Annotated in this window: 29 protein-coding genes; 19 read left to right on the top strand and 10 right to left on the bottom strand. The window is 61.3% G+C overall.

Annotated elements, in window-relative coordinates; genetic code table 11:
- Window positions 1-900: an aldose epimerase gene (locus QP884_RS08500; protein ID WP_284821699.1), complete on the bottom strand. Its 900-nt coding sequence runs from the start codon at window positions 898-900 to the stop codon at window positions 1-3.
- A gap of 195 nt (window positions 901-1095) precedes the next feature.
- On the bottom strand, window positions 1096-1539 hold the full coding sequence (locus tag QP884_RS08495) for a YdcF family protein (RefSeq protein ID WP_284821698.1): 444 nt from the start codon (window positions 1537-1539) through the stop codon (window positions 1096-1098).
- A gap of 130 nt (window positions 1540-1669) precedes the next feature.
- On the opposite strand from QP884_RS08495, the gene QP884_RS08490 reads away from it, so the two are divergent.
- The 7 genes from QP884_RS08490 (at window position 1670) to QP884_RS08460 (ending at window position 7920) form a co-directional block, all read left to right on the top strand.
- Window positions 1670-2659 (top strand): LacI family DNA-binding transcriptional regulator, encoded by a 990-nt coding sequence (locus QP884_RS08490; protein ID WP_225745864.1) that lies wholly within the window; start codon window positions 1670-1672, stop codon window positions 2657-2659.
- Entirely contained in the window at window positions 2656-4200 is a 1545-nt protein-coding gene (locus QP884_RS08485) for a sugar ABC transporter ATP-binding protein (protein ID WP_284821697.1), read from the top strand. The genes QP884_RS08490 and QP884_RS08485 overlap by 4 nt, the downstream gene beginning before the upstream one ends.
- The gene (locus tag QP884_RS08480; RefSeq protein WP_150851164.1) at window positions 4197-5138 is read left to right on the top strand and encodes an ABC transporter permease; all 942 of its coding nucleotides are present in this window, start codon (window positions 4197-4199) and stop codon (window positions 5136-5138) included. The genes QP884_RS08485 and QP884_RS08480 overlap by 4 nt, the downstream gene beginning before the upstream one ends.
- A gap of 12 nt (window positions 5139-5150) precedes the next feature.
- On the top strand, window positions 5151-6065 hold the full coding sequence (locus tag QP884_RS08475) for a substrate-binding domain-containing protein (RefSeq protein WP_284821696.1): 915 nt from the start codon (window positions 5151-5153) through the stop codon (window positions 6063-6065).
- Entirely contained in the window at window positions 6062-6970 is a 909-nt protein-coding gene (locus tag QP884_RS08470; protein ID WP_284821695.1) for a ribokinase, read from the top strand. The genes QP884_RS08475 and QP884_RS08470 overlap by 4 nt, the downstream gene beginning before the upstream one ends.
- Window positions 6963-7337, top strand: coding sequence for a D-ribose pyranase (gene rbsD, locus QP884_RS08465; RefSeq protein WP_204610011.1), 375 nt, complete (start codon window positions 6963-6965; stop codon window positions 7335-7337). Before QP884_RS08470 ends, rbsD begins: the two co-directional genes overlap by 8 nt.
- 331 nt (window positions 7338-7668) lie before the next feature.
- Window positions 7669-7920 (top strand): type II toxin-antitoxin system Phd/YefM family antitoxin, encoded by a 252-nt coding sequence (locus tag QP884_RS08460; protein ID WP_040424847.1) that lies wholly within the window; start codon window positions 7669-7671, stop codon window positions 7918-7920.
- On the opposite strand, the gene QP884_RS08455 is transcribed toward QP884_RS08460, so the two are convergent.
- From QP884_RS08455 to QP884_RS08445, 3 genes are all read right to left on the bottom strand, one after another.
- On the bottom strand, window positions 7917-8471 hold the full coding sequence (locus QP884_RS08455) for an endonuclease domain-containing protein (protein ID WP_284821694.1): 555 nt from the start codon (window positions 8469-8471) through the stop codon (window positions 7917-7919). The two genes, QP884_RS08460 and QP884_RS08455, sit on opposite strands and share 4 nt — an antisense overlap.
- A 566-nt stretch (window positions 8472-9037) precedes the next feature.
- On the bottom strand, window positions 9038-9538 hold the full coding sequence (gene purE / locus QP884_RS08450; protein WP_284821693.1) for a 5-(carboxyamino)imidazole ribonucleotide mutase: 501 nt from the start codon (window positions 9536-9538) through the stop codon (window positions 9038-9040).
- 24 nt (window positions 9539-9562) lie between these two features.
- Window positions 9563-10678, bottom strand: coding sequence for a 5-(carboxyamino)imidazole ribonucleotide synthase (locus QP884_RS08445; RefSeq protein ID WP_284821751.1), 1116 nt, complete (start codon window positions 10676-10678; stop codon window positions 9563-9565).
- A 79-nt stretch (window positions 10679-10757) separates the two neighbouring features.
- Here QP884_RS08445 and budA point away from each other — a divergent pair, with 79 nt between their 5' ends.
- The gene (budA, locus tag QP884_RS08440; protein ID WP_204610019.1) at window positions 10758-11489 is read left to right on the top strand and encodes an acetolactate decarboxylase; all 732 of its coding nucleotides are present in this window, start codon (window positions 10758-10760) and stop codon (window positions 11487-11489) included.
- Here the strand turns inward: budA and QP884_RS08435 are convergent.
- Window positions 11467-11907, bottom strand: a complete 441-nt coding sequence (locus QP884_RS08435; protein ID WP_049378610.1) for a hypothetical protein — start codon at window positions 11905-11907, stop codon at window positions 11467-11469. The two genes, budA and QP884_RS08435, sit on opposite strands and share 23 nt — an antisense overlap.
- A gap of 24 nt (window positions 11908-11931) precedes the next feature.
- Window positions 11932-12801, bottom strand: a complete 870-nt coding sequence (locus tag QP884_RS08430) for a biotin--[acetyl-CoA-carboxylase] ligase (protein ID WP_225745872.1) — start codon at window positions 12799-12801, stop codon at window positions 11932-11934.
- Between the two features lie 44 nt (window positions 12802-12845).
- Here QP884_RS08430 and QP884_RS08425 point away from each other — a divergent pair, with 44 nt between their 5' ends.
- The 6 genes from QP884_RS08425 to treS all read left to right on the top strand — a co-directional run bounded on the left by QP884_RS08425 (window position 12846) and on the right by treS (window position 18875).
- The gene (locus QP884_RS08425) at window positions 12846-13838 is read left to right on the top strand and encodes an ABC transporter ATP-binding protein (protein WP_284821692.1); all 993 of its coding nucleotides are present in this window, start codon (window positions 12846-12848) and stop codon (window positions 13836-13838) included.
- A gap of 166 nt (window positions 13839-14004) precedes the next feature.
- Window positions 14005-15255 carry an ABC transporter substrate-binding protein gene (locus tag QP884_RS08420; RefSeq protein WP_284821691.1) on the top strand — a complete coding sequence of 417 codons (1251 nt, stop codon included), beginning with the start codon at window positions 14005-14007 and terminating at the stop codon, window positions 15253-15255.
- 122 nt (window positions 15256-15377) lie between these two features.
- Window positions 15378-16382, top strand: a complete 1005-nt coding sequence (locus tag QP884_RS08415; protein ID WP_434736460.1) for a carbohydrate ABC transporter permease — start codon at window positions 15378-15380, stop codon at window positions 16380-16382.
- Window positions 16382-17203, top strand: coding sequence for a carbohydrate ABC transporter permease (locus QP884_RS08410; protein ID WP_086587903.1), 822 nt, complete (start codon window positions 16382-16384; stop codon window positions 17201-17203). Before QP884_RS08415 ends, QP884_RS08410 begins: the two co-directional genes overlap by 1 nt.
- Window positions 17203-17388: a hypothetical protein gene (locus QP884_RS08405; protein ID WP_284821690.1), complete on the top strand. Its 186-nt coding sequence runs from the start codon at window positions 17203-17205 to the stop codon at window positions 17386-17388. The genes QP884_RS08410 and QP884_RS08405 overlap by 1 nt, the downstream gene beginning before the upstream one ends.
- Window positions 17385-18875, top strand: coding sequence for a maltose alpha-D-glucosyltransferase (gene treS, locus QP884_RS08400; RefSeq protein WP_284766793.1), 1491 nt, complete (start codon window positions 17385-17387; stop codon window positions 18873-18875). The genes QP884_RS08405 and treS overlap by 4 nt, the downstream gene beginning before the upstream one ends.
- A 112-nt stretch (window positions 18876-18987) precedes the next feature.
- Here treS and QP884_RS08395 read toward each other — a convergent pair whose 3' ends face one another.
- From QP884_RS08395 to QP884_RS08385, 3 genes are read right to left on the bottom strand one after another with little or no spacing between them, the layout of a single operon-like run.
- Entirely contained in the window at window positions 18988-19566 is a 579-nt protein-coding gene (locus QP884_RS08395) for a hypothetical protein (protein WP_005326721.1), read from the bottom strand.
- Between the two features lie 2 nt (window positions 19567-19568).
- Window positions 19569-20141 carry a hypothetical protein gene (locus tag QP884_RS08390; RefSeq protein ID WP_198492602.1) on the bottom strand — a complete coding sequence of 191 codons (573 nt, stop codon included), beginning with the start codon at window positions 20139-20141 and terminating at the stop codon, window positions 19569-19571.
- A 33-nt stretch (window positions 20142-20174) separates the two neighbouring features.
- Window positions 20175-21443, bottom strand: a complete 1269-nt coding sequence (locus tag QP884_RS08385; RefSeq protein ID WP_284821689.1) for a hypothetical protein — start codon at window positions 21441-21443, stop codon at window positions 20175-20177.
- A 349-nt stretch (window positions 21444-21792) separates the two neighbouring features.
- Here QP884_RS08385 and QP884_RS08380 point away from each other — a divergent pair, with 349 nt between their 5' ends.
- Genes QP884_RS08380 through QP884_RS08360 form a run of 5 tightly spaced genes read left to right on the top strand, consistent with a single transcriptional unit; the run spans window position 21793 to window position 25262 of the window.
- Window positions 21793-23253 carry an acyl-CoA carboxylase subunit beta gene (locus QP884_RS08380; RefSeq protein WP_284821688.1) on the top strand — a complete coding sequence of 487 codons (1461 nt, stop codon included), beginning with the start codon at window positions 21793-21795 and terminating at the stop codon, window positions 23251-23253.
- 8 nt (window positions 23254-23261) lie between these two features.
- On the top strand, window positions 23262-23471 hold the full coding sequence (locus tag QP884_RS08375; RefSeq protein WP_239280347.1) for an acyl-CoA carboxylase subunit epsilon: 210 nt from the start codon (window positions 23262-23264) through the stop codon (window positions 23469-23471).
- A complete protein-coding gene (locus QP884_RS08370; protein ID WP_284821687.1) occupies window positions 23471-24058 on the top strand; it encodes a Maf family protein in 588 nt (195 codons plus the stop codon). The genes QP884_RS08375 and QP884_RS08370 overlap by 1 nt, the downstream gene beginning before the upstream one ends.
- 31 nt (window positions 24059-24089) lie before the next feature.
- Window positions 24090-24506 carry a DUF3151 domain-containing protein gene (locus tag QP884_RS08365; protein WP_284821686.1) on the top strand — a complete coding sequence of 139 codons (417 nt, stop codon included), beginning with the start codon at window positions 24090-24092 and terminating at the stop codon, window positions 24504-24506.
- 15 nt (window positions 24507-24521) lie between these two features.
- Entirely contained in the window at window positions 24522-25262 is a 741-nt protein-coding gene (locus QP884_RS08360) for a hypothetical protein (RefSeq protein ID WP_284821685.1), read from the top strand.
- Window positions 25263-25387: the final 125 nt, after the last annotated feature.

Raw genomic sequence — 25387 nt, 5'->3', positions numbered from 1 at the left:
CTAGTTATTGTTCTCTGCTGCAAGGCGCAGCGTGAATCTCTGCGGGTTCTGAGCGCTCAGGCGCACGAGGTCTTCCCCGCTGCGCAGCGCATTCGGCGGCGCGCTCATCGGCTCCACGGCCAATGCCTTGCCGGGGCCGCCTGCCCGTGGGAAATCGGCCGGGGTAAACATCTGCACCCAGTTCAGGCCTTCGCCCATCTCCAGGCGCACACCCTTTCCACCGGCCGAATACACGGCCGTCAGTGGGCCTTCGCCGTGGAAGCAATCGTCCCAGTCCACCTCGGCGATGGGCTGATTAACAATGCGCACCTGCTCCGTCTTTCCCGTAGGCAGGTTGCGGGCGCCTAGCAGGTAGCGCTTGCCGACGTCCACACTGAGCACCGCTTCCTCCGCCCCTGCCCCTTGTGGGGAGAGGTAGAGGTGCAGCCCATAGGCGAAGGGAACCTCGCCGGGTTCCGCGGTGCGGGCGGTGAGCTGGTGGTGCAATCCCTGCTCATCGAGGGCGTAGGTGGCCTCTAGTTGAATCGCCCACGGCCAGCCCTGGCGCGGCTCAATATCAAAGGCAAGAGCCACCCGGTGGTTCGAGCGTTCCGTGACGCGCCACCAATCCACCGCGAATCCATGGATGGCGTTATTGCGCTCCGGCTCCGTGATCTCTAGCTGGTGGGCGGTCCCCTGCCATTCAAACCAGCCATCCTCGGTGCGATTCGGCCACGGCGCCAGCACCACTCCGGCCATCAGTGGCGGCTTGCTTTCGTAGCTTTCTACCAAGGGTGCGCCGCGATAGGTCAGCGCCTTGAGTGCACCGCCAAATAGACCGATCTCAGCCGCATAATCGCCGTGGGCAAGTGCGACGCTGGGGTAGTCAGCGTCAGGGCCAGCCGCTGCTCCACTGGTCATAACAAAGACCTTTCTGGCTATAACTTTCGTTGGATTTAGCCTAGGAGTACGGCAAAGCACAGGTCAATCGTTTGCATAACCGCCCGCGAATACCTTCTATTTCAGCTGCTCATCGCAGTAGAGTTAACCGCTTGTTAACCTCTTTCGGGGCTGGAGGCACCTATGGGCCGCGGGCCGCTGCACCGGGCAGGAGCGCTATCCCCGCATCCGTCGCCACACTATGCGCGCCGCGGAGTGTGGCGTGGCTAGGACTTCGCGCAGGTAATTGCGCGGCATCAACCGCCACGGGGTGCGCGCGGGATGCAGGCGCACGGCAATGCCGAGGTGCCAGGCCCACAGCGCCGTGCGCAGGACATGAAAATCATTGGTCACCACGTGCAATACAGCATCCGGGACCAAGCGGTGGGCATTCTCTAGATTTTCATTAGTGCTCGTTGCTTCCGGTTCCACCACCACCCGCTCGGCCGGCACACCGCGCTCGATGAGGTATGTAGCCATGGGCCCCGCCTCACCATGACCGGAGACAATAATCTGCTGACCGCTATAGAGCGCCAACGCCTTGTCGAGGCGCGAGCGCAGCATAGCGCCGGGATAGCCGTGGGTTACGCGGGAGCCCAAAACAAGGAGCGGGTCAGACATGGATACCAGCATAGACTCGCCCACCCTTGACAGAAAGACGGAAATAGCCGTACCTTTAACTCAAATGTGCAATCGATTGCACCCAGGAGGGCCGGAAGCCGGCTCACACGCCCAAACCAAGGAGGACAGCATGGCCGGAACCACCCTCAAGGACGTGGCCGCTGCTGCTGGAGTATCCATTTCCACCGCGTCCCGTTCACTCTCGGGCAACCCAGCCATCTCGGAGTCCACGCGCCAACGCGTCAAGGACACGGCCATCAAGCTCAACTATAGGCCCAATGCCCAAGCACGAGCTTTGCGCAGCTCCCGATCTAACGCCATCGGCTTGGTCATCCCCAGCCTAGACAATGCCTACTTTGCCGCAATGGCCGCAGCCATTGAAGAAGCCGCCGATAAGCAGGGGCTTGCCACGATGATTACCAGTTGCGGCGAGGATCCGCAGCGCTTAGTCAAAGCCCTCGATGCCCTGATGGAACGCCAGGTAGACGGCATTATCGCGGTACCTCTCGAAGGCGCCGAAGAAGCGCTCGAGCAGGCGCGCGCTTACCGCCCGCTCGTACTCATTGACCGCGCCCTGGGTCAGATTCCAGCAGTGCTATCAGACCCCCACACGGGTATGAAGCAAGCCGTGGAACAGCTTAAGGAGAAGGGGCACACGCACATCGGCTACCTTTCCGGGCCGCAGGAAACTTCCACCGGCCGCCAGCGCCTGCAGGCTTTCAAGACCGCCACCCGCGGCATGCCTACCCATATCCACCACGGCAGCTACCGCCACCGCGAGGGCTATAAAGGAGCCCTCGCACTCCTACAAGAAGGCGTCACCGCGCTCATTGCCGGCGATTCCATGATGACGGCCGGCGCGCTGGAGGCTTGCCATAATGCGGGCAAGCGCATCGGAGAAGAAATCGCGCTCGTCGGCTTCGATGACTTCATCTACCTGCGCTTCCAACCCTCCCCTATCTCGGTGGTTGACCAGGATGTTGCCAGAATGGGCGAGACCGCCACGGCCAAGCTCATCGCGGCCATCAATGATAAGCACCAACCGGAAGGCGAGGTGCTAGAAACCCGCTATATCCCACGCATGTCCACCGCCCACCAACTTGATGGAGCCACGCCATGAGTGACTGCGTTTTGCGCCTGGATAATGTCACCAAATCCTTTGGCCCGGTAGAGGTCATTAAGGGGGTAGACCTCACCGTCCGCCGCGGCCAAGTGCAGGCCTTGCTGGGTGAAAATGGCGCCGGCAAATCCACTCTCATCAAGATGATTGCCGGTGTACACGCGCCAGATTCCGGCCGCATCCTGGTAGATGGCACAGAGGTAAAAATCCCAGATACCAAGGCCTCTGAGGCACTGGGCATCGCCACCATTCACCAAGAGCTCAACCTTGTGCCCACCATGTCCGTGGCCGAGAACATCATGCTTGGGCGCACCCCACGCCGCTTTGGGTTGGTCAATCGCAAGCACCTCAGGGCACAGGCACAAGCGGCACTGCACCTTATCGGCTTGGACGTGGACCTAGACATGCCGGTGGGCGAGCTAGGCGTGGCCAAGCAGCAGCTCGTGGAAATCGCCAAGGCGCTGTCCATGAACGCGCGCATTCTCATCTTGGATGAGCCCACTGCCGCGCTCACCGGCAAGGAAGTTGATGCACTCTTTGCCGTGCTCGAAGAACTCAAGGCCAAGGGCGTGGCCATGGTCTTTATCAGCCACCACCTGGAGGAGCTGGCGCGCATTGCAGAAACCATCAGCGTGCTGCGCGATGGCTCCTTCATCGCCGAGGTCCCAGCCAATACGGACGAAGACGAGCTGGTGCGCCTCATGGTCGGCCGCGAGATTGAAAACCAATACCCGCGCGAGGTTCCTCCTGAGCGCGGTGAGGCCCTGCTGGAGGTCTCCGAGCTGACTGCCGACGGCGCCTTTCACGACGTCACCTTCACCGTCCATGCCGGCGAAGTCGTCGGCCTCGCCGGGCTCGTGGGAGCCGGCCGCACCGAAATCATTCGCGCCATCGCGGGCGCCGACCCCTACGATTCCGGCACCATCCGTGTCGGCGGCACGCAGCTGCGCGGCGGCGATATTCGTGCCGCCATCCGCGCCGGCGTGGGCCATATCCCCGAAGACCGTAAGTCCCAAGCGCTAGTTCTCGATGCCTCCGTGGGCGATAACCTCGGATTCGCCACCCTCTACCCCACCGCTAAGGTGGGGCTGGCAGACCGCAGCGGTCAACGCCGCCGCGCCGGTGACGTAGCGGAGAAGCTGCGCATTCGCATGGCCGATCTCTCCCAGCCCATCCGGAACCTATCCGGCGGCAACCAACAAAAGGCGGTCTTTGGCCGCTGGGTACTGGCCGGTTCCAAAGTCCTCCTCCTCGATGAGCCCACCCGCGGCGTCGACGTCGGCGCCAAGGTGGAGATTTATAACATCATCAATGAGGTCACCGCGGCCGGCGGCGCTGTGCTCATGGCCTCCTCCGATCTGCCTGAGGTGCTCGGCATGTCCGACCGCATCCTCGTCATGTCCGGCGGCCAACTCGCCGGCCAGCTACCCAAGGACTCCACCCAAGACGAGGTCATGGCCTTTGCCGTATCCAATGTGACCTCTTCTACCTCTGCCTCTGCTGCCGCGCCTGCCGGCACTAACCCCAAGGATGAAGCATGACCAAGAATCGAGTAGTTAACTGGGCGATGAATAATGGCGCGCTCGTCGGCCTCATTGCCCTGTGCATCGCGCTGTTTATCGCTACGCCGTACTTCCTTACCGTGGCGAACCTGCTCAATATCGGCATCCAGGCCGCCACGGTAGCCATCTTGGCCTTCGGCATGACCTTTGTCATCGTCACCGCCGGCATCGACCTCTCGGTGGGCTCGGTCGCCGCGCTCGGCGCCATGGTCTCTGCCTATATGTTCTCCACCGCGGGACTGCCTGGCTGGCTCACCCTGCTTCTCGGCCTGATCGTGGGTGCGCTGGCCGGCGCCATCTGCGGCATGGCCACCGCGTGGGGCAAGATCCCCTCTTTCATTGCGACGCTGGCCATGATGTCCATCGCCCGCGGCCTCACCCTGGTCATTTCCCAGGGCTCGCCTATTGAAACTGCCCCGTCCGTCAATGCCTTTGGCGGCGATATCGCCGGCTTCCCCGTGCCCATCATCATGATGGTCATCGCCGGGCTCATCTGTTGGTTCATCTTGGAGCGCACGGTGCTCGGCCGTTCCATGTACGCCATCGGCGGCAACCTGGAGGCCGCCCGCCTCTCGGGCCTGCCGGTCAAGCGCATCCAGATCGCCGTCTTCGCACTCTCCGGGTTCTTCGCCGCCTGGGCCGGCATGGTCATGGCCGGCCGCCTCGAATCCGCACAGCCGCAGGCCGGCACCGGCTATGAGCTCGATGCCATCGCGGCCGTCGTCATCGGCGGCGCCTCGCTCTCCGGCGGCCAAGGCAAGGCCACCGGCACCCTGGTCGGCGCGATTCTCTTGGCCGTCATCCGCAATGGTTTGAACCTGCTCAACGTCTCCTCCTTCTGGCAGCAGATCGTCATCGGCCTGGTCATCGCGCTGGCCGTCGGCTTCGACGTCATCCGCAATAAGACGGCCAACTAAGGAGCACCCGCCATGAAAAAGCTCATCGCCACCCTCCTCGTACCGGCCCTCGCGTTAGGCCTTGCCTCCTGCAACCGCTCGGAAGAAGACCGCAACCGCATCACGCTAGCGCTCTCCACGCAAACCAACCCCTTCTTCGTCGAACTGCGCCACGGCGCACAAGATAAGGCCAAGGAACTCGGCGTTCCGCTAGATATCCAAGACGCTTCCGATGACCCTGCCCAGCAGGTCAATCAGCTGGGCAATGCCACCTCCATGGGCGCCAAGGTCGTCGTGGTCAACCCCACTGATTCCGATGCCGTTGCCCCGGCCGTGCGCGGCATCAAAAATGACGGCGTGCCCGTCATCGGCGTGGATCGCGATGTCAACGGCGTAGAGCTGGATTCCATGGTGGCCTCCGATAACGTCGCCGGCGGCGCGCAGGCTGCGGATAAGCTTGCTGAGGCCATCGGGGGAAAGGGCGATATCCTCATCCTCCAAGGCACCGCTGGCACTTCGGCCTCGCGGGAGCGCGGCAAGGGCTTTGAAGAGCAGATTGCGAAGTACGGGGACATTCGGGTCGTCGGCAAGCAATCGGCGAATTTCGACCGCACGGAAGGCCTCAACGTCGCCACCAACCTGCTGCAGGCCAACCCGGATATCAAGGCCATCTTTGCAGAGAACGATGAAATGGCGCTCGGCGCGGTCGAAGCTTTGGGCTCGCGCGCTGGATCCGAGGTCAAGGTGGTGGCATTTGACGGCACCTTCGATGGCCTCAAGGCGGTCAAAGATGGCAAGCTGGAAGCTACCATCGCCCAGCAGCCCGCAGAGCTCGGTGCCCGCGCCATCGAACAAGCCGCAGCGCTCCTGCACGGTGGCGCGGCGGAGAAGAACGTCCCCGTCGAGGTCATCACCGTCACCCGCGACAATGTGGAGGATTTCCAATGAGCAAGCTAACCGTCGTCGGTTCCATCAATGCCGATCTCATCGTGCACGCCGAGCGCCACCCGCAGCCCGGCGAGACCCTGCTGGGCTCTGGCGGCGATATCTTGGCCGGGGGCAAGGGCGCTAACCAGGCAGTCGCGGCCGCGCAGCTGGGCGCCACCGTGGCCTTCGTGGGCGCGGTCGGCTCCGATCCCTATGCCGAGCCCGCCATGCACTACATGCGCACCTCCGGCATCGATCTGAGCGCAGTGGAGCAGGCCGATACCAACACCGGCCTGGCCGTCATTACCGTCTCGGCCGATGGCGAGAACACCATCGTCATCTCCCCCGGTGCCAACGCGCTTGTCGACGCCCCCTTTGTCTCCTCCCGCGCCTCCACCATCGCCGATGCCGACGTGGTCCTCCTCCAGGGCGAAATCCCCGCCTCCGGTTTCCAGGCCGCGGTCGAGGCGGCCCAGGGCCGAGTGGTGGTTAACCTCGCGCCCGTGGTCGCGGTCGACCGCGACTCGCTCCTGCAAGCCGATCCTTTGCTGGCCAATGAACATGAAGCAGGGCTCATCCTGGACCAGCTCGGACTACCTGCAGAGGGCGCCCCGCGCGAGCTCGCCCACCGCCTGGTAGAGGCCGGTTTCCGCTCTGTCGTTCTCACCCTTGGCGCCCACGGCGCCTACGTGGCCACCCCGGAGGGCGGCACGGATATCCCCACCCCGCGCGTGACCGCCGTGGATACCACAGGCGCCGGCGATGCCTTCGCGGGTGCCTTCTGCGCCCAGCTCCTCACCGGTGCCTCGCTTGTCGATGCCGCTACTTTCGCCGCCCGCGTCGGAGCCTTCGCCGCCACCGGCAACGGCGCACAGCCGTCCTACCCCACCACCGAATCGACCCTGCCGGAGGTCACCGATGCGTAAATCCGGCCTGCTCAATCCCGCGCTCACCAGCGCCGTCGCCCGCCTCGGGCACACCGATACCTTCGTTATCGCCGATTGCGGCCTGCCCATCCCCCGCGAAGTGCCTGTCATCGACCTCACGCTAACCTTTGGCATCCCCACCTTTGCCGATACCCTGGCGGCCCTCCTCGATGAGGTCGTGGTCGAAGCCGCCACCATCGCCGATACCACCCCGCCCGAGGTGCGCTCCCTGCTTCCCGCAGTACCCCTTACCGAGGTCTCCCACGACGACCTCAAGCGCGAGGTCGCCCGCGCGTCCTTCGTCGTGCGCACCGGGTCCACCACGCCGTTTGCCAATGTCATCCTGCGCTCCGGCGTGCCTTTCTAGCGCTTATAAACGCTTCCGCGTGCCCCTACGGTAAACACTTCCACCAGCACTTCTTGCTCCTCAACGGAGTACAGCACGCGGTAATTCCCACCCTTATTCTTCGGCCACTCCTGCCGGACAAAGCGATAGATCCCGGTGGATATGGGTCTTTAGCCAGTCCACCGATCGCGCGCTTAATCCGTTGATATTGCTTTCGGTTTCCCTGATGGATTTTTTGTAACTCTCGCTTAGCCTGCCGCGTAAACGCGATGTTGTAGTCCATGACCTCTTAAAAAGTTGTACTCTTTGCTAACTTAGTACTAGTAGTACTTTGATGTATTAGGAGCTTTCATTGTCTTTGCCACTTTCCGAACTCCGCACCCGCTTAGGCCAGGTCATTGACCAAGCCCACTACGCAGGAACCCGCACCGTTGTCACCCGCAACGGTAAGGAAGCCGCAGTTATCATTTCGCCTCAAGAACTAGCTTTCCTTGACCGCCTCGAAGCCGCCGCAGATGCTGAAGCCCTCCGCCAAGCCCGCGCCGCCGATACCGGCGAACGCTTCTCTTTTGAGCAGGTCACGGAAGAAATTGAAGGGCGCTAGCCGTAAATTGGCTCGGCTGCATACCCGGCTAAAAGCCAATGCCAACGCCACACGGATTCGTGAGCAAGAGAGCCGAAATTCGTTCGCCCCTCATGAGCCTCAGAAATCTGCTGAACCACATCCACCAAGTGATGCTTAACGCAGCTGCCTGAATAGCGAAGAACGGTATACCCTCTTAGCGCCGCATCATTTCCCTTCCAGCGGTCTTTAACAAAGGTCCCCAAATCCTCCGCCTTATGGAAATCATAGCCATCGATTTCAACGGCGACCTTCCCTACAACGATGTCCCAAAGATAGGGACCTATCTGGTGGTTTACCTGAACCTTCTTCCCTCGACGCTGAAGCGCGCGGACTACTTTCCTTTCTGCTTCGCTATCGGCTCCTACCGCAGATTTGTTCACTAATTCCCGAACCCGAGCTGGTACCCGCGCGATACATCCGAGGTCTTTTTCTAAGACTTGCTTACCGCGCCTGTTTTGATACCGCGTTTCAAGCATCGTTACTGCTTGATCATCATCCACCGCAGCCGCCGCTAGCAGGGGATTTTGCACAGGGATACCTTCAAACGTAAATCTGGTTTCCGCCGAGTTCGCTCGACTTCAAACCACTGCGAACCACTCACGACATGCCTGTAGGCAAATTTCAGAGGAAAGGTCATCTTCTTCTTGGAGTACAGCTGCACCGCAGAGCTTCCTGCAAGCATGATTCCAGGCCACCGCTTGTGCAGGATGCGAGCTACCTCCATGGGAGTCGGTTCCCGCCACGTATAGATCCCCCGGCCGATTCGGATGATCTTTCCATTCGCTACATGAGTTTGCAGCTCTCCCCTGCTTAGGCCTGAAACCAGTACTTCTTCCATGCTTCCCCCCTTTGAGCACTATTCCCCTGTCCGAAAGCTTAGAGCACGCTTCCTCACGCCGCAGGCTACAACGATGCACAGCAAGCACGTTTTACCCTTTTCCTCCGCGAATTTTGCCCAATCGTGCTTGTTTTGCATGTTGGCAAGGGGCGACGAGAACTTCGCTAGAGCTTAGTAGACAAAACAAGCACGTTCTGCCGAAAAACTACGTGGTTTTGGCTAAAACGTGCTTGTTTTGTTTGGCCTTAGACCGGAGAGCTACTCCCCCAGCAACTTGTCGCGCAGGTTCTTGTCCTTCTGCTCGACTTCCTTGGCCATCTGCTTTTGGTAGTCCACCATCTTGTCTTGGATGGCGGGGTCGCCAGCGCCGAGGATGCGGGCGGCGAGCAGGCCGGCGTTCTTCGCACCGCCGATGGAGACGGTGGCTACCGGCACGCCGCTGGGCATCTGCACGATGGACAGGAGGGAGTCGAGGCCATCGAGATCCTTTAGTGCGCGGGGGATACCGATGACCGGCAGCGGCGTAGCCGCGGCGACCATGCCGGGAAGGTGCGCGGCACCGCCGGCGCAAGCGATAATCGCCTTCAACCCGCGGGTATGGGCTTCCTTGGCATAGGCCAGCATCTTTTCCGGGGTGCGGTGGGCGCTGACCACGCCGACCTCGAAGGGGATGCCAAAGTCCGCGAGGACCTGAGCGGCGGGTTCAACGGTGGGCCAATCGGAATCGGAGCCCATGATGATGCCTACGTGCGGTTGCATAGTGTCCTTTCTACAGGCAGGAATTTAAGCCCATTCGGCGTGCACGAGGAAGTGCGCGGCCTGGCGGGCGATGGTCAGGGTCTCGTCGGTATCTTCACCGGTGACGTTGACGTGGCCAATCTTGCGGCCAGGGCGGTGATCCTTGCCGTAGAGGTGAATCTTGGCCTGCGGGTAGCGCTGCATTACTTCACGGACGCGCTCCGGCATGGGCATGGCGGGATCTTCGTCGGCGCCCAAGACATTGGCCATCACGGTGACGGGTGCAAGCGCGTCGACTGCGCCCAAGGGGAGGTCGAGCACGGCGCGCAGGTGCTGCTCAAATTGGGAGGTCACGCAGCCATCCTGGGTCCAGTGGCCGGTGTTATGCGGGCGCATGGCCAGTTCGTTGACGGAGATATCCTCGCTTTCGGGGCCGTCGAAGGCAAAGAGCTCGACGGCCAGCACGCCGGTCACGCCGAGGGACTCGGCGATGGTCAGACCCAACTCGGAAGCGCGCTGGGAAAGTTCCGGTGTAAGGCCAGGGGCGGGGGCAATGGCCTCGGCGCAGATGCCGTTTTCCTGGCGGGACTGGGTAATCGGCCACACCTTGGCCTCGCCGGAAGGACGGCGGGCGACCAAGATGGAAAGCTCGCGGGTAAGTTCCACTTTTTCCTCTGCCATCAGCGGGGTTCCGGCCTCAAGCAGCTCGGAGACCAGCTCAAAGCAATTATCGGCGGTGGGGAACCATACGCCCTTGCCGTCGTAACCGCCGCGGCGGGCCTTGAGGCACACGCGGCCATCGACGGCGTCGAAAAAGGCGCGGGCATCGGCCACCGAGTCGATGGCGGCAAAGCGCGGCACGGGAGCGCCCAGCGCAGCGAGCTTTTCGCGCATCTTGAGCTTATCTTGCGCATAAATGAGGGCGGTGGGCTGTGGCTGGACGTTAAATCCGGCGTCGATAAGCGCGGCGGAGTGCTCGTTGGGCACATGCTCATGCTCGAAGGTTATGGCATCCGCGCCCTCTGCCACGCCGCGCAGCTCCTCTAAGGAGGTGTAATCCCCCAGCACCACGTCCGGGGTGACCTGCGCGGCGGAGGAATCCGGCTTGCTAGCCAGAATCCGCAGGTGAATATCGAGTTCCGCGGCGGCCGGCTGCATCATGCGAGCCAGCTGGCCGTCGCCACACACAGTTACAATAGGCTTTAAGTCACTCACGTTCCCCAATACTAGCCTGGATACTATGTTCACTCGTCATACCATCTTCCAAAATTCCCTCATGACCGCTTTGCTGGACGGCATTTATGACGGCGAAATGACCATTTCGGAACTGCTTGGTAAGGGCAATTTTGGCCTCGGCACCTTTGATGGCCTCGACGGAGAGATGATCATTTTGGATGGCACCTGCTACCAGCTGCGCGGCGATGGCTCCGCGCAGATTGCAGATCTAGACCAGCGCACCCCTTACGCGGTGGCCACGAACTTTGTCCCGCGCATTACTGCCGACGCCCCCGCGGGCCTGCGCCGCGATCAGCTCTCCGCGTTCATCGATAAGCTCGAGCCTTCCGCTAACTACATGTACGCGGTGCGCATCGTGGGCACGTTCAAGGAGGTAACCACCCGCACGGTGGTCAAGCAAGAAAAGCCCTACCCGCCAATGTCCGAGGCCGTTGGTGGCGATAAGGAGCTGCACTTTAAGGACGTCGAGGGCGTTATCGGCGGCTTCCGCACCCCCGTCTATGAAAAGGGAATCTCGGTACCGGGCTGCCACGTGCACTTTATCGACGCCGCCCGCACCTCCGGTGGCCACGTGCTGGACTACGTAGTGGATAAGGCAACGGTTGAGCTTTGCCCCGCCTCCGACCTAGAGCTGCGCCTGCCGCTGACGCAAGAATTCAGCCGAGCTAACCTCTCCCCTGAGGATCTGGATAGCCAGCTGCACACCACCGAGGTTAAAACCAAGGGCGATCATTAATAATCTCGGCCACGCGCTTGGGCTTGGCCACGTTGGGAAAATACATGGCCCGATCCCAGCCGTGAATTGCTAGGGATACCCCGCCCCGGCGCTTGCGGGCGCCGCGGATATCCTGCAGCGGAATCGAATCGATATTGCGGCCCTCGCGCGCGATGACGCGCCTATTAGTCACGATGAAGCGCTTGCGGCGGGCCTTATAAAGAGGAATGAGAAAGCGCCAGATTCCCAGCAGGGCCCATACCGCGACGAGGCCGTTGCGCAGCATCGGGTCTACTGCTTGGACATCGCACCAGCCGATGGCAATCCACAGCAGGCCGGTGATGAGGATGAGCTCGAGGAAGGGGAAAATCAGCGCGCGAAACGGCGCGGAGACATCCGCGCGCTTGACCTCACCTTGGCCCATCTTCATTAGTCCCATAGCTATGGATGCTACCTCGTGCATCTACTGCTGCGGTCGCAAGTGCGTAACATCGCCCGCAGAGTAGTACTCGCCGGCGACCATGATGCGGCCGTCCTCGCCGATTTCATCGACGTGCCCGGTGACATCGCCGGACGGGGTTTCTAGGCGCACCTCCTGGCCGAGCGAGGAGCAGACCGCACGGTAGTCACGCAAGAGCTGCGGATCTTGGTTCTCCCACTGCACGATGCGACGGCGCAGGTTCTTCAGCACGGTAATGGCCAGCTCGGTGCGGTCCGTGTCGCGGCCTTCGAGTGCAAGCGAGGTGGCCTTTTCAATCGGAAGATCCTCACGTGTCAGGGTGACATTGATGCCCATGCCCACGACGACGCGCGCGGATGGTGCGGCGCCGCCTACGGCCTTGTTGACTTCAGCCTTATTTACTTCGGCTTTATTAACCTCTGCCTTGTTGACTTCAGCCTTGCCTACCTCCACTTTGGTGAGCTCGGTCTTTGGCGCAGCCTTAAAGGCTTGGCCAACGGGACCGGCCTCGGCAAGGATGCCGCACAGCTTATTGCCGTCGATATGCACGTCGTTTGGCCACTTCAGCACGGTGCCCTCGATCGAATCGGTCACCGCGAGGCCAGCGGCCAGCGGCAGGGTGCCCAGGTGCTCGAGGGATTCCGGCAGCAAGAGCACGGAGAAGATGACCTGGGAGCCGGCCGGCGCGGTCCAAGTGCGGCCGAGGCGGCCCTTGCCGGAAAGTTGTTCGTCGGCAAGCAGCACGGTGCCATCCGCAACGTTGGTGGCCTGCATCAAATCGGTATTGGTGGAGCCGGTCTTTTCCACGAAATCGATGGTGGTGAAATCGTCCGCCAGCGCGGTGCGAATGCGTTCCAAATCAAGTGCAGTCATAAGCTTCAAGGATACCGGCCGCCAATGGTGCTAGTGTGTTGCGCATGGCAAAGGTCACTTTTGAAAAGGTCAACATCACCTACCCCGGCGCGAGCGCGCCCACGGTAAGAGACTTGGACCTCGATATCGCGGACGGCGAATTCCTAGTCCTCGTTGGCCCATCGGGCTGCGGCAAGTCCACCACGCTACGCGCACTAGCGGGCCTGGAACCTACATCCAGCGGCCGCATCACCATCGATGGCAAGGACGTGACCAACCTGGAACCAGGCGATCGCGATATCGCCATGGTCTTCCAGAACTATGCCCTCTACCCACACCTGACGGTGGAGGAAAACATGGGCTTTGCCCTGAAGCTGGCAAAGCTTCCCAAATCCGAGATCAAAGCCAAAGTGCACGAGGCGGCGGAAACGCTCGGCCTTACCGAGTATCTCAAGCGCAAGCCCAAGGATTTGTCCGGCGGTCAGCGCCAGCGCGTGGCTATGGGCCGGGCCATTGTCCGCGAGCCGAAGGCCTTCCTCATGGACGAGCCGCTGTCCAACCTGGATGCCAAGTTGCGCGTGCAGACCCGCGCGGAGTTGGCCAGCCTCCAGCAGCGCCTGGGCACGACGACGGTGTATGTCACCCACGACCAGGTGGAGGCTATGACCATGGGCGATCGCGTGGCGGTGCTCAAGGACGGCGAGCTGCAGCAGGTAGCCCCGCCGCGGGAGCTTTACGACGCCCCCGCGAACGAATTCGTTGCCGGATTCATCGGCTCGCCGGCGATGAATATCTTTGATTACAACGGTTCCCGCGTGGGCGTGCGCCCGGAAAAGATGTTCATCAATAAGGGCCCAGTGGGGTTCCAGGGCGTCGTAGACATCGTGGAAGAGCTGGGCGCGGAGTCTTATGTCTACGTCACCGTGGGTGACAAGCGCCTGGTCGCCCGGGCCGAAGGTACTCCGCCGCAGCGCGGCGAGGAGGCCGTGCTGACCTTCAATCCACGCGAGGCGCACCGCTTCGATCCGGAAACGGGCCGCCGCATCGCGCAGGACTAGTTCTAGCGGAGGCTAGGCTGTGGGTGGCAGGGACGCAGGTACGCGTCCCCGCCACCCACAGCCCCTTTTCTACCCCCGTTTAGAGTTAAATAGGTCAAAATTATCCACCTTTTGGTGTCCGTATTTTAGGTTTAAAGAACCGAAAGTTTTCCGAAAGGTGAATTCCATGAAGAAATTTCTGCTTCGCACCACCGTTGCGACAACCGCAGTTTTGGCACTGGCCGGCTGCTCTTCTTCCTCTTCCGATTCCGCCGAGGGCGGTTCTTCTGAGGGCGGCGCGGATGCGCGCGGCCCCATCACTTTTGCCATGGGCAAAAATGACACCGACAAGGTGACCCCCATCATCGACAAGTGGAACGAGCAGCACCCAGACGAGAAGGTCACCCTCAAGGAGCTGGCCGGCGAGGCCGACGCCCAGCGCGAAACCTTGGTGCAGTCCCTGCAGGCGGGCAGCGATGACTACGATGTCATGGCGCTTGACGTGGTGTGGACCGCGGAGTTCGCCGCCAACCAGTGGCTCCAGCCGCTCAATGGTGACTTTGAAACCGATACGGATGAGCTTTTGCCGGCCACCGTGGAGTCTGCCACCTATAACGATGTGCTCTACGCGCTGCCGCAAAACACCAACGGACAGCTGCTTTTCCGCAACACCGAGCTCGCAGATAAGGCACCGGAGAAGTTCGCGGACCTTAAGTCCGCGTGCAAGGCACTGGACAAGGGCAAGGACTGCCTGACCACCCAGTTCAAGCAGTACGAGGGCTTGGCACTCAACACCGCCGACTTTATGGAAGGTTGGGGTGGTTCTGTCCTGGATAAGGACGGCAACGTCACCGTTGATTCCAAGGAGGCCAAGGACGGCCTGCAGGCCATGGTGGATGCCTACAAGGAGGAGACCATTTCCAAGGACTCCACCGCCGCCACCGAGGAAGAAACCAATATGGCCTTTACAGAGGGCAAGACCGCCTTCGCCATGAACTGGCCGTATATGTACTCCAACGCGGTGGATGCCGGTGTTGACGTCGAGGTGCAGGCCCCGCTGGGCAAGGACGGCGTAGGCGTGTCCACGCTGGGCGGCTATAACAACGGCATCAATATCAACTCCAAGAATAAGGGCACTGCGCTCGACTTCATGAAGTTCATCATCAACGAGGACAACCAGAAGTCCTTTGCGGAGCAGTCCTTCCCGCCGGTCTTGGCTTCCATCTACGATGACCCGCAGCTGCAGCAGGAATTCCCGTACCTGCCGGCACTCAAGGAATCTCTGGAGAACGCGGCACCGCGCCCGGTGTCCCCGTTCTACTCGGCAATTTCCAAGGCCATCCAAGACAATGCCTACGCTGCATTGACGGATGGCAAGTCGGTAGATGATGCCACCGCCGATATGAAGGCGGCCATCGAATCGGCTTCCCAGGGCTAAACGCCCAATCCGGGTGAGGTAGGCGGACACCCCGCCGCCTCACCCTTTGTGGTTTTCACTCCCCTAATGGGGATAGAATCTAGCCAATACTTAGCATTTCTTGAACAGAAAGGCGGTCCAGCGTGGCTATAGCTTCGCCGACTGCGTCCAAGGGGGCGCCGAAGGGGGCGTCGGCAAGCGCGCCGAAGCCCCAGCGCAAGAATTATGGGCGCGTGGCCGGGCTGATTGCTCCGGCGCTCATCGTGCTCGCCGTCATTATCGGCTACCCCATCATCCGCGCTATTTTCCTGTCCTTCCAAGGCAATAGGCAGCTCAACCCGCAAACGGGGCTTTTTGAGGAAGGCGGCTTTGCCGGGCTGGAAAATTATCTGTACTGGATTAATAACCGGTGTGTTTCCGGCACTGGTCAGATTTCTACCTGCCCGCCGGGCGTTATAGCCACGGACTTTTGGCCGGCGGTAAAGATCACGCTCTTTTTCACCATCGTTACCGTGCTGCTGGAGACCATCCTGGGCATGTTGATGGCTCTCATCATGAATGGTGAGTACCGCGGCCGCGGCCTGGTGCGCGCTGCGGTACTTATCCCCTGGGCCATTCCTACGGCCGTGACGGCCAAGCTATGGCAGTTCATGTTCGCCCCCGATGGCATCGTTAATTCGCTGCTTGGTGCGAACATTGCTTGGACCACGGACCCGTTCTACGCTCGCCTGGCTGTCATCATCGCGGATGTATGGAAGACAGCACCATTCATGGCGTTGCTCATCCTGGCCGGCCTGCAGATGATCCCGAAGGACGTCTACGATGCCGCTCGCGTGGACGGCGCCAACCGTATTCAGGCCTTCTTCCGCATCACGCTCCCGCTGGTGCGCCCGGCGCTCATGGTGGCTGTGCTCTTCCGTACCCTGGATGCGCTGCGCATGTATGACCTACCGGTCATCATGATTTCTAGCTCCTCCAACTCCCCCACCGCGACCATTTCCCAGCTGGTGGTAGAGGATATGCGCCAAGGAAACTTCAACTCCGCCTCCGCGCTCTCCACCCTTATTTTCCTTCTCATTTTCGTCGTCGCCTTTATCCTCATCCGCTTCCTTGGCGCGGATGTCTCCGGCAGGAAGGCAGCTAAATAATGCGTAAATTCGGACACTACGCCGGCATCGTCTTCATCATGTTCTGGGGTCTGGCGCCCTTTTACTGGATGCTGGTGACGGCGCTGCGGGATCAGCGTTTCACCTTCGATACCACTCCGTGGCCCACCCACGTCACGCTGGATAATTTCCGCGATGCCTTGGCTACCGATAAGGGAAATGACTTCTTGGCCGCGCTCGGTAACTCGCTGCTTATCTCCCTGGTTACCACCGCGGTGGCCGTGCTCATCGGCGTCTTTACCGCCTATGCGCTCTCCCGGTACGACTTCCCGGGCAAGGGAATCGTCACCGGCATTATCCTGGCCGCCTCCATGTTCCCAGCCATTGCCTTGGTCACCCCACTCTTCCAGCTTTTTGGCAACCTAGAGTGGATTGGCACCTACCGCGCGATGATCATCCCCAATATTTCCTTCGCACTTCCGCTGACGGTCTATACCCTGCTGAGCTTCTTCCGCCAGCTGCCCTGGGAACTAGAGGAAGCAGCCCGGGTGGATGGTGCCTCGCGCTCCCAAGCCTTCCGCCTCGTACTTCTGCCGCTTGCGGCGCCGGCGCTATTTACCACCGCGATCATCGCCTTTATCACCACGTGGAATGAGTTCATGCTGGCCAAGCAGCTGTCCACCACCGATACCGAACCGGTGACCGTAGCCATTGCACGCTTTTCCGGCCCCTCCGCCTTCGAGTACCCCTATGCCGCCACCATGGCCGCCGGCGCGTTGGTGACCATCCCATTGGTCATCATGGTGCTCATCTTCCAGCACCGCATCGTCGCCGGCCTGACCGCGGGCGGTGTTAAGGCCTAATGCGCCGGGCCATGCTGTGGGATACCGCCTTAGGCTTCCTCGGTTTCTTTAGCCTCCTCGCGGTTATCCAAGCTGTACTCAATCTCTTCCACGACTCCCCCGCCGTCTGGCCCGGCCTCCTGGCCGGCGCCCTGTGCCTCCTTACCTATCTGACCTGGCGGGCGAAAAGAAAGGACCTTTCATGAGCTGGTACCACAATGCCGTCTTCTACCAGGCCCTCGTCGGATCCTTCAAGGCCGATGGAGAAAAGGGTGTAGGCACGCTGCGCGGGGTCATCGATAAGCTGGATTACCTCCAGTGGCTCGGCGTGGACTGCCTGTGGCTCTCGCCGTTTTATGCCAGCCCCTTGCGCGATGATGGCTACGACATCGCCGACTACTACTCCATCCATCCGGATTACGGCACGATGGAGGACTTTGAAGAGCTCATTGCGCAGCTGCACCGCCGCGGCATGCGCATTATGACGGATTTGGCACTCAATCACACCAGCTCCGACCACCCGTGGTTCCAGGCCTCCCGCACGGATCCCACCGGCCCCTATGGCGATTTCTATGTTTGGGGCGATGACCCGGAGCGCTACCCCGAAATCCGTGTCATTTTCACCGACGTGGAAACATCCAATTGGACCTGGGATGACCAGCGCGGCCAGTACTACTTCCACCGCTTCTACTCCCACCAGCCGGATTTGAACTACGATAACCCGGCCGTCCAGGAGGAGGTGTTCAAGATTTTGTCCTTCTGGATGGACAAGGGGTTGGACGGCCTGCGCCTTGATGCCATTGCTTACCTCTTTGAACGCGATGGTGTAGGCGGCGAGTCCCTGCCGGAGACCATCGAGTTTGTGGAGAAGATTCGCTCCTTCATGGACACCCACTACCCAGATGCGGTGCTCATCGCGGAGGCCAATCAGCCTCCGGCCGAGACCATGCAGTTCTATGGCAAGGGCGAGCGCTTCCACATGGTCTTCAACTTCCCGGTTATGCCGCGGTTGTACCAAGCATTGGCGCTTGCCGACGCCACCCCGGTCTACTCCATCCTCGATGAGCTGCCCGCCCTGCCGGATGGCTGCCAGTGGGGTACCTTCCTGCGCAACCACGATGAGCTCACCCTGGAGATGGTGGACGATGACGTGCGCGAGCTGATGTATGAAGCTTTCCTCCCCGATGATGAAATGCGCGCCCATGTGGGCATTGCCCGCCGGCTGATGCCGCTGATGAACGGCGATCGCCGCAAGGTGGAGCTCATGTTCTCGCTGCTGATGACCCTGCCGGGCGCACCGTTTATCTACTACGGCGATGAGATCGGCATGCTCGATGACACCACGCTCCCGGACCGCTATGCGGTGCGCACCCCGATGCAGTGGGACGATTCCGAGCACTCTGGTTTCAGTACCAACGCACCTTCCCGCCTTCCGGTTGTGGGAGGTACCTCCGTGGCCGCCCAGCTTGATGACGCCACCTCGTTGCTCAACACCGTCCGCTCCATGATTGCCGAGCGCCATGCCCATCCGGATCTCGGCACCGCTCCGTGCGAGCCGGTCGAGACGGGCGAGGAAGCCGTCCTTGGCTACCAGCGCGGCGATCTGCTGTGCCTGCACAACTTCAGCGATCGGTCCATCGATCTGGGACCAGTAGAGCTTGGACCGTACGGCTACGCCTGGCTGCCGGCCTAAGCCTTAGAGCGCAGCTGCAGCCTCCTCTCCTACCGCCGCACTGCGCAACCCACAGAGAAAAGCGCCCCGTCGGTCCTTATGGACCGAGAGGGCGCTTAATAGTTGTGGTGGCCTAGTTCCACTCAGGCGCGTCTTCGAGGCGCAGCTCGGAGTAGCGCGCTTCTGGCACAGAAGCCGAGTATGGCTTGCCCTGGGCTTCCCACTGCTGGTCAGAGTTGCAGCGCACATCCTGACCGTCAGTGTCGAGCATGGTAAAGCCCCACACCAGCTTGCCCTGCGAGTTCGCAGGCAAGGTGTACGGGCCAACCACCTGGTTTAGCTTCCAGTGCTGCTCGCTGACGTAGTTGAAGCCATAGGTCTTGGTCAGCACCTTGGCCAGCTCGCCGGTGCCCTCAACGGATCCGGAGACCTCGATGGTCTGGGTGCGAGCCTGGGTAACGGTGTGCTTGACCGGTACTTCCTCGGCGTTGCGGTTTGCCACGCTGGTGGCGTCGGTCTGCTTGAACCAGCGGCGCTTTGCGGTGACGTAGGTGCCGTTTTCACCTGGCGTCGAGCAATGCGTGCCCGGCTTATAGTCGTCATTCCAGCGCTGGGGCAGCTCAAAGTCCCCACCGAAATCAGCGGCGTGGGCAACAGGAGCGGCCACCAGGCTCAGCGCCGCGAGGGCGCTAGCGATGGACGTCTTGCTCACTTTTAGCCCCAATCGTTGTTATCGCGGGTGGAGACCTCGATGTGGCGCTCCTTCGGCAGGGTGGCGGTAAAGGTGCCGCCGTTGGCCTGCCACTTGTGGTCGGAGCCGCACACGGTCTTCTGGCCCTCGAAGTCGGAGACAACCCAGCCGGCGCGCAGGACGGCGGTCTTGCCCGGAGCAATGTTGTACGGGCCAACCTGCTCGCCTACCTCGTAGGACTGGCTATCGGTGTAGCTGGAGGAGAAGGTGAAGTTGATGAGGTCCATCAGCTTGAAGTCAATACCTGCGGACACATTCCAGGTCTTGGTCTTGGTCTCGGTGATGGAACGGGTTACCGGCAACGGCTCATCGTTGTAGTTGGACACGGTCCAGGAACCGGCAGAGCCATCGAAGTAGGTGCGCTTGATGTCAACGGTCTGGCCGGTGTCGCCCGGGTTGGAGCAACGCTCACCGATGGTGGTCGGGTTGGCCGGGCCGAGGTCGCGCTGCGGCAGAGCGTTAGCGGCCGGAGCGAAGATGAGGCCGGAAGCAACGGCAAGAGCCGCGGTGGTAGAAGCAATCTTGGACTTGAACATGGAATTTTCTCCTTGCGTAGATGAGGGTGGTGTTTAGTAGATGGTCTGGGTAGGAACCGGCAGGTCGCGGAATTCGTCCGGAGTGACGTCCTCGGTGCGGGTATTGCCGTCCTTATCGGTGATCTTGGCCTCGGCCCAGAAGCCGCTCGGGGCGGAGGTCTGCTTGTAGTTAGAGGTGAGGTCGTAGTTTCCGCTCTTGCCGCAGTGAATCTCGCGGTAGTTGATGCGGGTCATGGTGGTGCCATACTCCACGCGCACGCGCTCGCCTGGTTTAAGGTCGACGTGCTTGAGCTCGGTACCGACCGGCATGTAGGCGCGCTTTACGGCACCGACGGACTCCAGCCAGCCCTTCGGAATATCGCCGCGGTTGCCCTGCCAGTTGGTGTACGGGGCGTGCTCGGCGCCAACGACGAAGTCGGTTACCGGTGCAAACTCGTAGTCACCCTTGGACCAATTGAGGAAGTCCGTGGAGTAACCAGCCTTGCGGTAGGTCGGCTTTACCGCGGTGATGTCCAGCGGGTACCAGGAGGTATCGCCGGCTTCACACTTATCGCCTTCCTTAGGCCAGGAGGGATCGCGCTGCAGATCCGCAGAAGGCTGCATGATCTCATCCTTCTTCGGATCGGCGATCTTCTCTAGGCTCGGGCCAGATACGGAGGTGTAGTTGCCCTCGATCGGCTTGGAGTTTGCACCCGGGGAACGGGATGGAATTTCCATGGCCAGATCGGACACGGAGCCGTCCGCCTTGATGATGTAGGCGAAGGCATAGCGCTCGGCCGGGCCCTTACCGCGGATGACGTTAGAGCCTGGGATGTTTTCCAAGCGGTCATCGTTGCATCCTACGAACATGGAGATGAAGTCCTTTTCAATGACGCCGTATTCGACGCGGAAGGACTCACCCGGCTTCAGCTTCACTGGGCCGAAGGTTTCTTTATCGCGCCAGCCGTTGGTCATCTTCAGACCGATATCGGACTTAGCGGTGGTGTCCCAACCGGAAGGCAGCTTGGCCTTGGAATTGGCTTCAATCTCGTGATTGGTACCAGTTTCTACCTCGGCGGTGTAGGGCACTTCTTGGTTGGTGGTGTTTTTAAACTGCAGGGTGCCGTCGCTCATGTAGCGGCGGCCGGTTTCCGCAAAGCGCCATTCGCGCTCTGCATTTTCGCCGGCGGCACTGCAGCTCTTGTAGAGGTTGGAAATGGGATATGCCTGCGGCATCGGGGGGACATCTCCCGCGTGTGCCACTGGCGTGAAGAGAGCCGCTACGGCGAGCGGTGCGAGCAAACGCAGTCCCTTTTTAATCACCAGAAGACCGTCCTTAATAGATCGTTAAAAATCAGGGAAACATTCATGAAGACTCAGGCAATCATAAGGGCTTAAAGGACGCACATCAATAGTTGAATGAAATTCTTCCTACTACTTTTACCTGCCTTGAGGTGCAATAATGGGCGCTCACCTGCCCAGCACCGTTAAATGTTTACAGGAGACACCACCCCCAAATTAGGGCCCTTCAACCTAATACCACCCAAGAAATTCCCAGGTTCCATGCACTGCCCACACTGTAGCGGCATTTACCACACGATCGTTTTCCACTCCGCGTCCCCGCAGCGTTCCATTCCGCATTGACCGGGGTGCCCTAGTAGTGTGGGGGCCTATGACTGACCTAAAAACCACCGCCGGCAAGATCGAGGACCTGGACGCCAAGCTCGCCGAGTCCCGCGCGCCGCTGGGAGAAGGCGAGCCGGCCGCCCGCACCCGCGTGACGCAGCTGCTCGATGAGGGCTCCTTCGTGGAAACGGACGCGCTAGCCCGCCACCGCTCTACCGACTTCGGTCGCGAGCATGACCGCCCCTATACCGATGGCGTGGTCACCGGCTACGGCACTATCGACGGCCGCCGCGTGTGCGTCTTTAGCCAGGACGGCGAAATCTTCGACGGCACGATGGGTGAGGTTTATGCCGAAAAGCTCACCAAGGTATATGACCTCGCCATCAAGACCGGCGTGCCCATCATCGGCATCTATGAATCCACCGGCCCGCGTGTGCAAGAGGGCATCGTCACCATGGCCGGATACGCCCGCCTCATGGCGCGTGTCTCCCAGGCTTCGGGCCTCATCCCGCAGATTTCTGTTGTCGCGGGCAATACCAGCGGCATTGCGGCATTCGCGCCGACGTTTGCCGATGTCCTCGTAGTTACCCAAGGCACCGCCCTCCATCAGGCCGCCAGCCACGTGGCCGGCGCTGAGCCAGAGACCTTCGGCGGCGCCGCAGCCCACGCAGAGTCTGGCACCGCTCACCTGGTGGCCAGCGACGACAAGCAGGCTTTGTCCCTCGTGCGCGATGTTTTGGCCTACTTCCCCGCCAATAACCGCGCCGCGGCGCCGCGCGTGGATGCCGGTAGCGTCGCGGACTTTGATCTCAATAGCGTCATCCCAGATTCCGCCGCGCAGGCCTATGACATGTGCGAGGTCATCAAGGCTGTCGTCGATGAAGGCTCCTTCTTCGAGCTTTCTGCCGAGGCGGCACAAAACATCGTTACCGGCTTTGCCTACATCGATGGCCGCGCCGTCGGCATCGTTGCCAACCAGCCGCTGGCGCTGGCCGGCGCCCTGGACTCCGCCGCAGCCGAAAAGGCCGCACGATTCGTGCGTACCTGCGATGCCTTCAATACTCCCATCGTGGAATTCGTGGACTCCCCGGGCTTTGTGCCTACCCCGGAAGAGGAAAAGGCCGGACTGCTGCGCAGAGCGTCGAAGTTTGCCTATGCGCAGGCTGAAGCGAGCGTCGGAAAGCTCACTGTGATCACCCGCAAGGCCATTGGCCCGGCCTACGCATTTATGGGCGCCAAGGACCTCGGCGCGGACCTGGTCTACGCATGGCCCACCGCGGAAATTGCCGTCACCCAGGCCTCCCAAGCTTCCCTGGCCATTTATGGCTCGGAGGACAAGGAAGAGGAGATGGACGAGCTCTTCTTGCACCCGTATGCCGCAGCAGAGCGCGGGCTGGCCGATAATGTTATCGAGCCAACTGCAACCCGCCACTACCTGGTAGAAGGTCTACGCCTGTTAGAGCGCAAGGCCGTGGCCCAGGTACCGAAGAAGCACGGAACCGTTTAGGAGGGGAAATGTCTACGCCGGAAATCAAGGTAGTCAAGGGCAATCCCACCGAGGATGAGCTCGCGGCCCTGCGCACCGTATTGGCGCAGATGAGCGCCAAGCACTCGGGCGTTGCCGGAGAACGCAATGAATGGGGCAACCCGGCCGAGCGCTTCGAGCGCTTTGGCGCGCAGCGCGTCTACAACCCCTCCGCCTTCCATACCGTCCGGTACTTCTAATGCGGCTTATCCTCGCCTCCCAATCACCCTCGCGCGCGTCTATCCTGCGCGGCGCGGGCGTGGAGCCCGTTTTGGAACCGGCCGATGTTGATGAGCGCTCCCTCGAAGCCTCGCTCGCAGGCCACCCACCGACCGATATCGTGGCGGCCCTCGCCACCGCCAAGGCCGAAAAGGTGGCCGAGCGCTACCCCGCCGAGCCCGTGATCGGCGGCGATTCCATGCTGCTGCTCGACGGCGAGCTCCAAGGCAAGCCTCTTACCGAGGAAGCCACCATTGAGCGCTGGCACCAGCAAGCCGGCCGCACAGCCGAGCTGCTGACCGGCCACTGCCTCATCTTTGGCGATAAGCGCCACGTGGAAACGTCCACCACCACGGTGCACTTTGCCCAGGCCAGCAAGGCCGATATCGCAGCATATGCCCACTCCGGCGAGCCTCTCCACTGCGCCGGCGCCTTCACCTTGGAAGCCATGGGTGGCTGGTTCATTGACCGCATCGAGGGCGATCCTTCCTCCGTTATCGGGCTATCGCTGCCGGTGGTGCGCCGCGCGCTCTATGCCTTTGAGCTGAACGTCTCCGATTTCTGGTAGCAGCGCGCCGGCGTCGCTACAGTGGGGTGGCATGGAAATGAAAGACATGCTTGCCCCGAAACCCATTGAGCTGCCGGCTGATCCCGGCGCAGAGTCCACCTCGGATCTCGCCGCCGGCATTGTTGCCCACCCCGATTCCCCGCTGCTGTGGGCACTCCTAGCGGAGCAGGAGCTCAAGGAGCAGGAAGGCTCCGAGCCGTCCGCTTTCATCACCGCCTACGCCTACGCGCGCACCGGCTACCACCGCAGCCTCGACCGCCTGCGTGGCAATGGTTGGAAGGGTTGGGGCCCTATCCCCTTCTCCCATGAACCGAACCAGGGAGTCCTGCGCGCCATCGCCGCGCTCGGCCACGCCGCCAAGGCCATCGGCGAGGACGACGAATACGACCGCATCCGCCAGATGCTTTCCGACGCCGACCCGGACTCCGTCGCCACCCTCCTCGACTAATCCTGGAGTTCCCGCATGCCTGCCGTGACACCACGCTGCCTACGCCGCTTCTCCGCCGTCGCATTACTCACCGCTGCCGTGCCGCTCGCGCTGAGCGCCTGCGGTACTCAGGAGGATTCTTCTTCCTCCCCAGAGCCGGTCTTTTCCAGCCAAGCACCTGCCGAGGATGAATCCTCCGGCGGGGAGGATGCGGATTCCGCTGCAGCACCCTCCCCGTCCGAGTCCACCGACGGGGGCGATGAAGCGACCACGCAGCAGCAGGAAAAGAGCGAGGACGCCGAGTGCACGGAGCTGCCCAACGATCCGCGCAAGGTCTACGCCTCTGGCACGGCTCCCGGGCGCATGCCCGCCGATGATGGCAGCGATTTCAATTACTGGATCGCCGATATCGACAACTCCTATGACCCGTGCGCCACGATTAGCTGGATCATCTTCCGCGGCTCAATGGGCGACTTGAACGGTCCGGCGGGCACCGGCGCCTCGATTGCTGATGGCATAGCTTTCTACATCAATGGTGCTCCGGCCAAGGACATGTCCATCTTCCACAAGGTAGAGAGCATCACCCCGGTCTCAGACAACGAGGTCGATTTCACGTGGGGAGAGCGCAGCCGCACCACCGCAGAGGGCATTACCGCCCACCACACCGTGCGCTTGCGGGCACAGGGCGATTCCCTCGAACCGGTATCCGGCGAAGTCGCGGAATTCAACAAGATGTGGGTTGACCTTCCCAGCTACCAGCTTGGCACCTACGACTAACTTTTAGGCCGGCACTTAACCGCCTATGCCGGCAATACAATGCGCCCCAGCGGTGAACTGGCCCCCGAAAGTTGGACTGGTTTAATTCTAGGCGGTTAGGGCTTCAAGGGTCTGATTTCGATATT

The sequence above is a fragment of the Corynebacterium tuberculostearicum genome (genome assembly GCF_030229345.1).
Taxonomy (GTDB): domain Bacteria; phylum Actinomycetota; class Actinomycetes; order Mycobacteriales; family Mycobacteriaceae; genus Corynebacterium; species Corynebacterium tuberculostearicum_G.
Note: the sequence above shows the minus strand (reverse complement) of the source record. Positions and strands in the feature narration are given on the sequence as shown.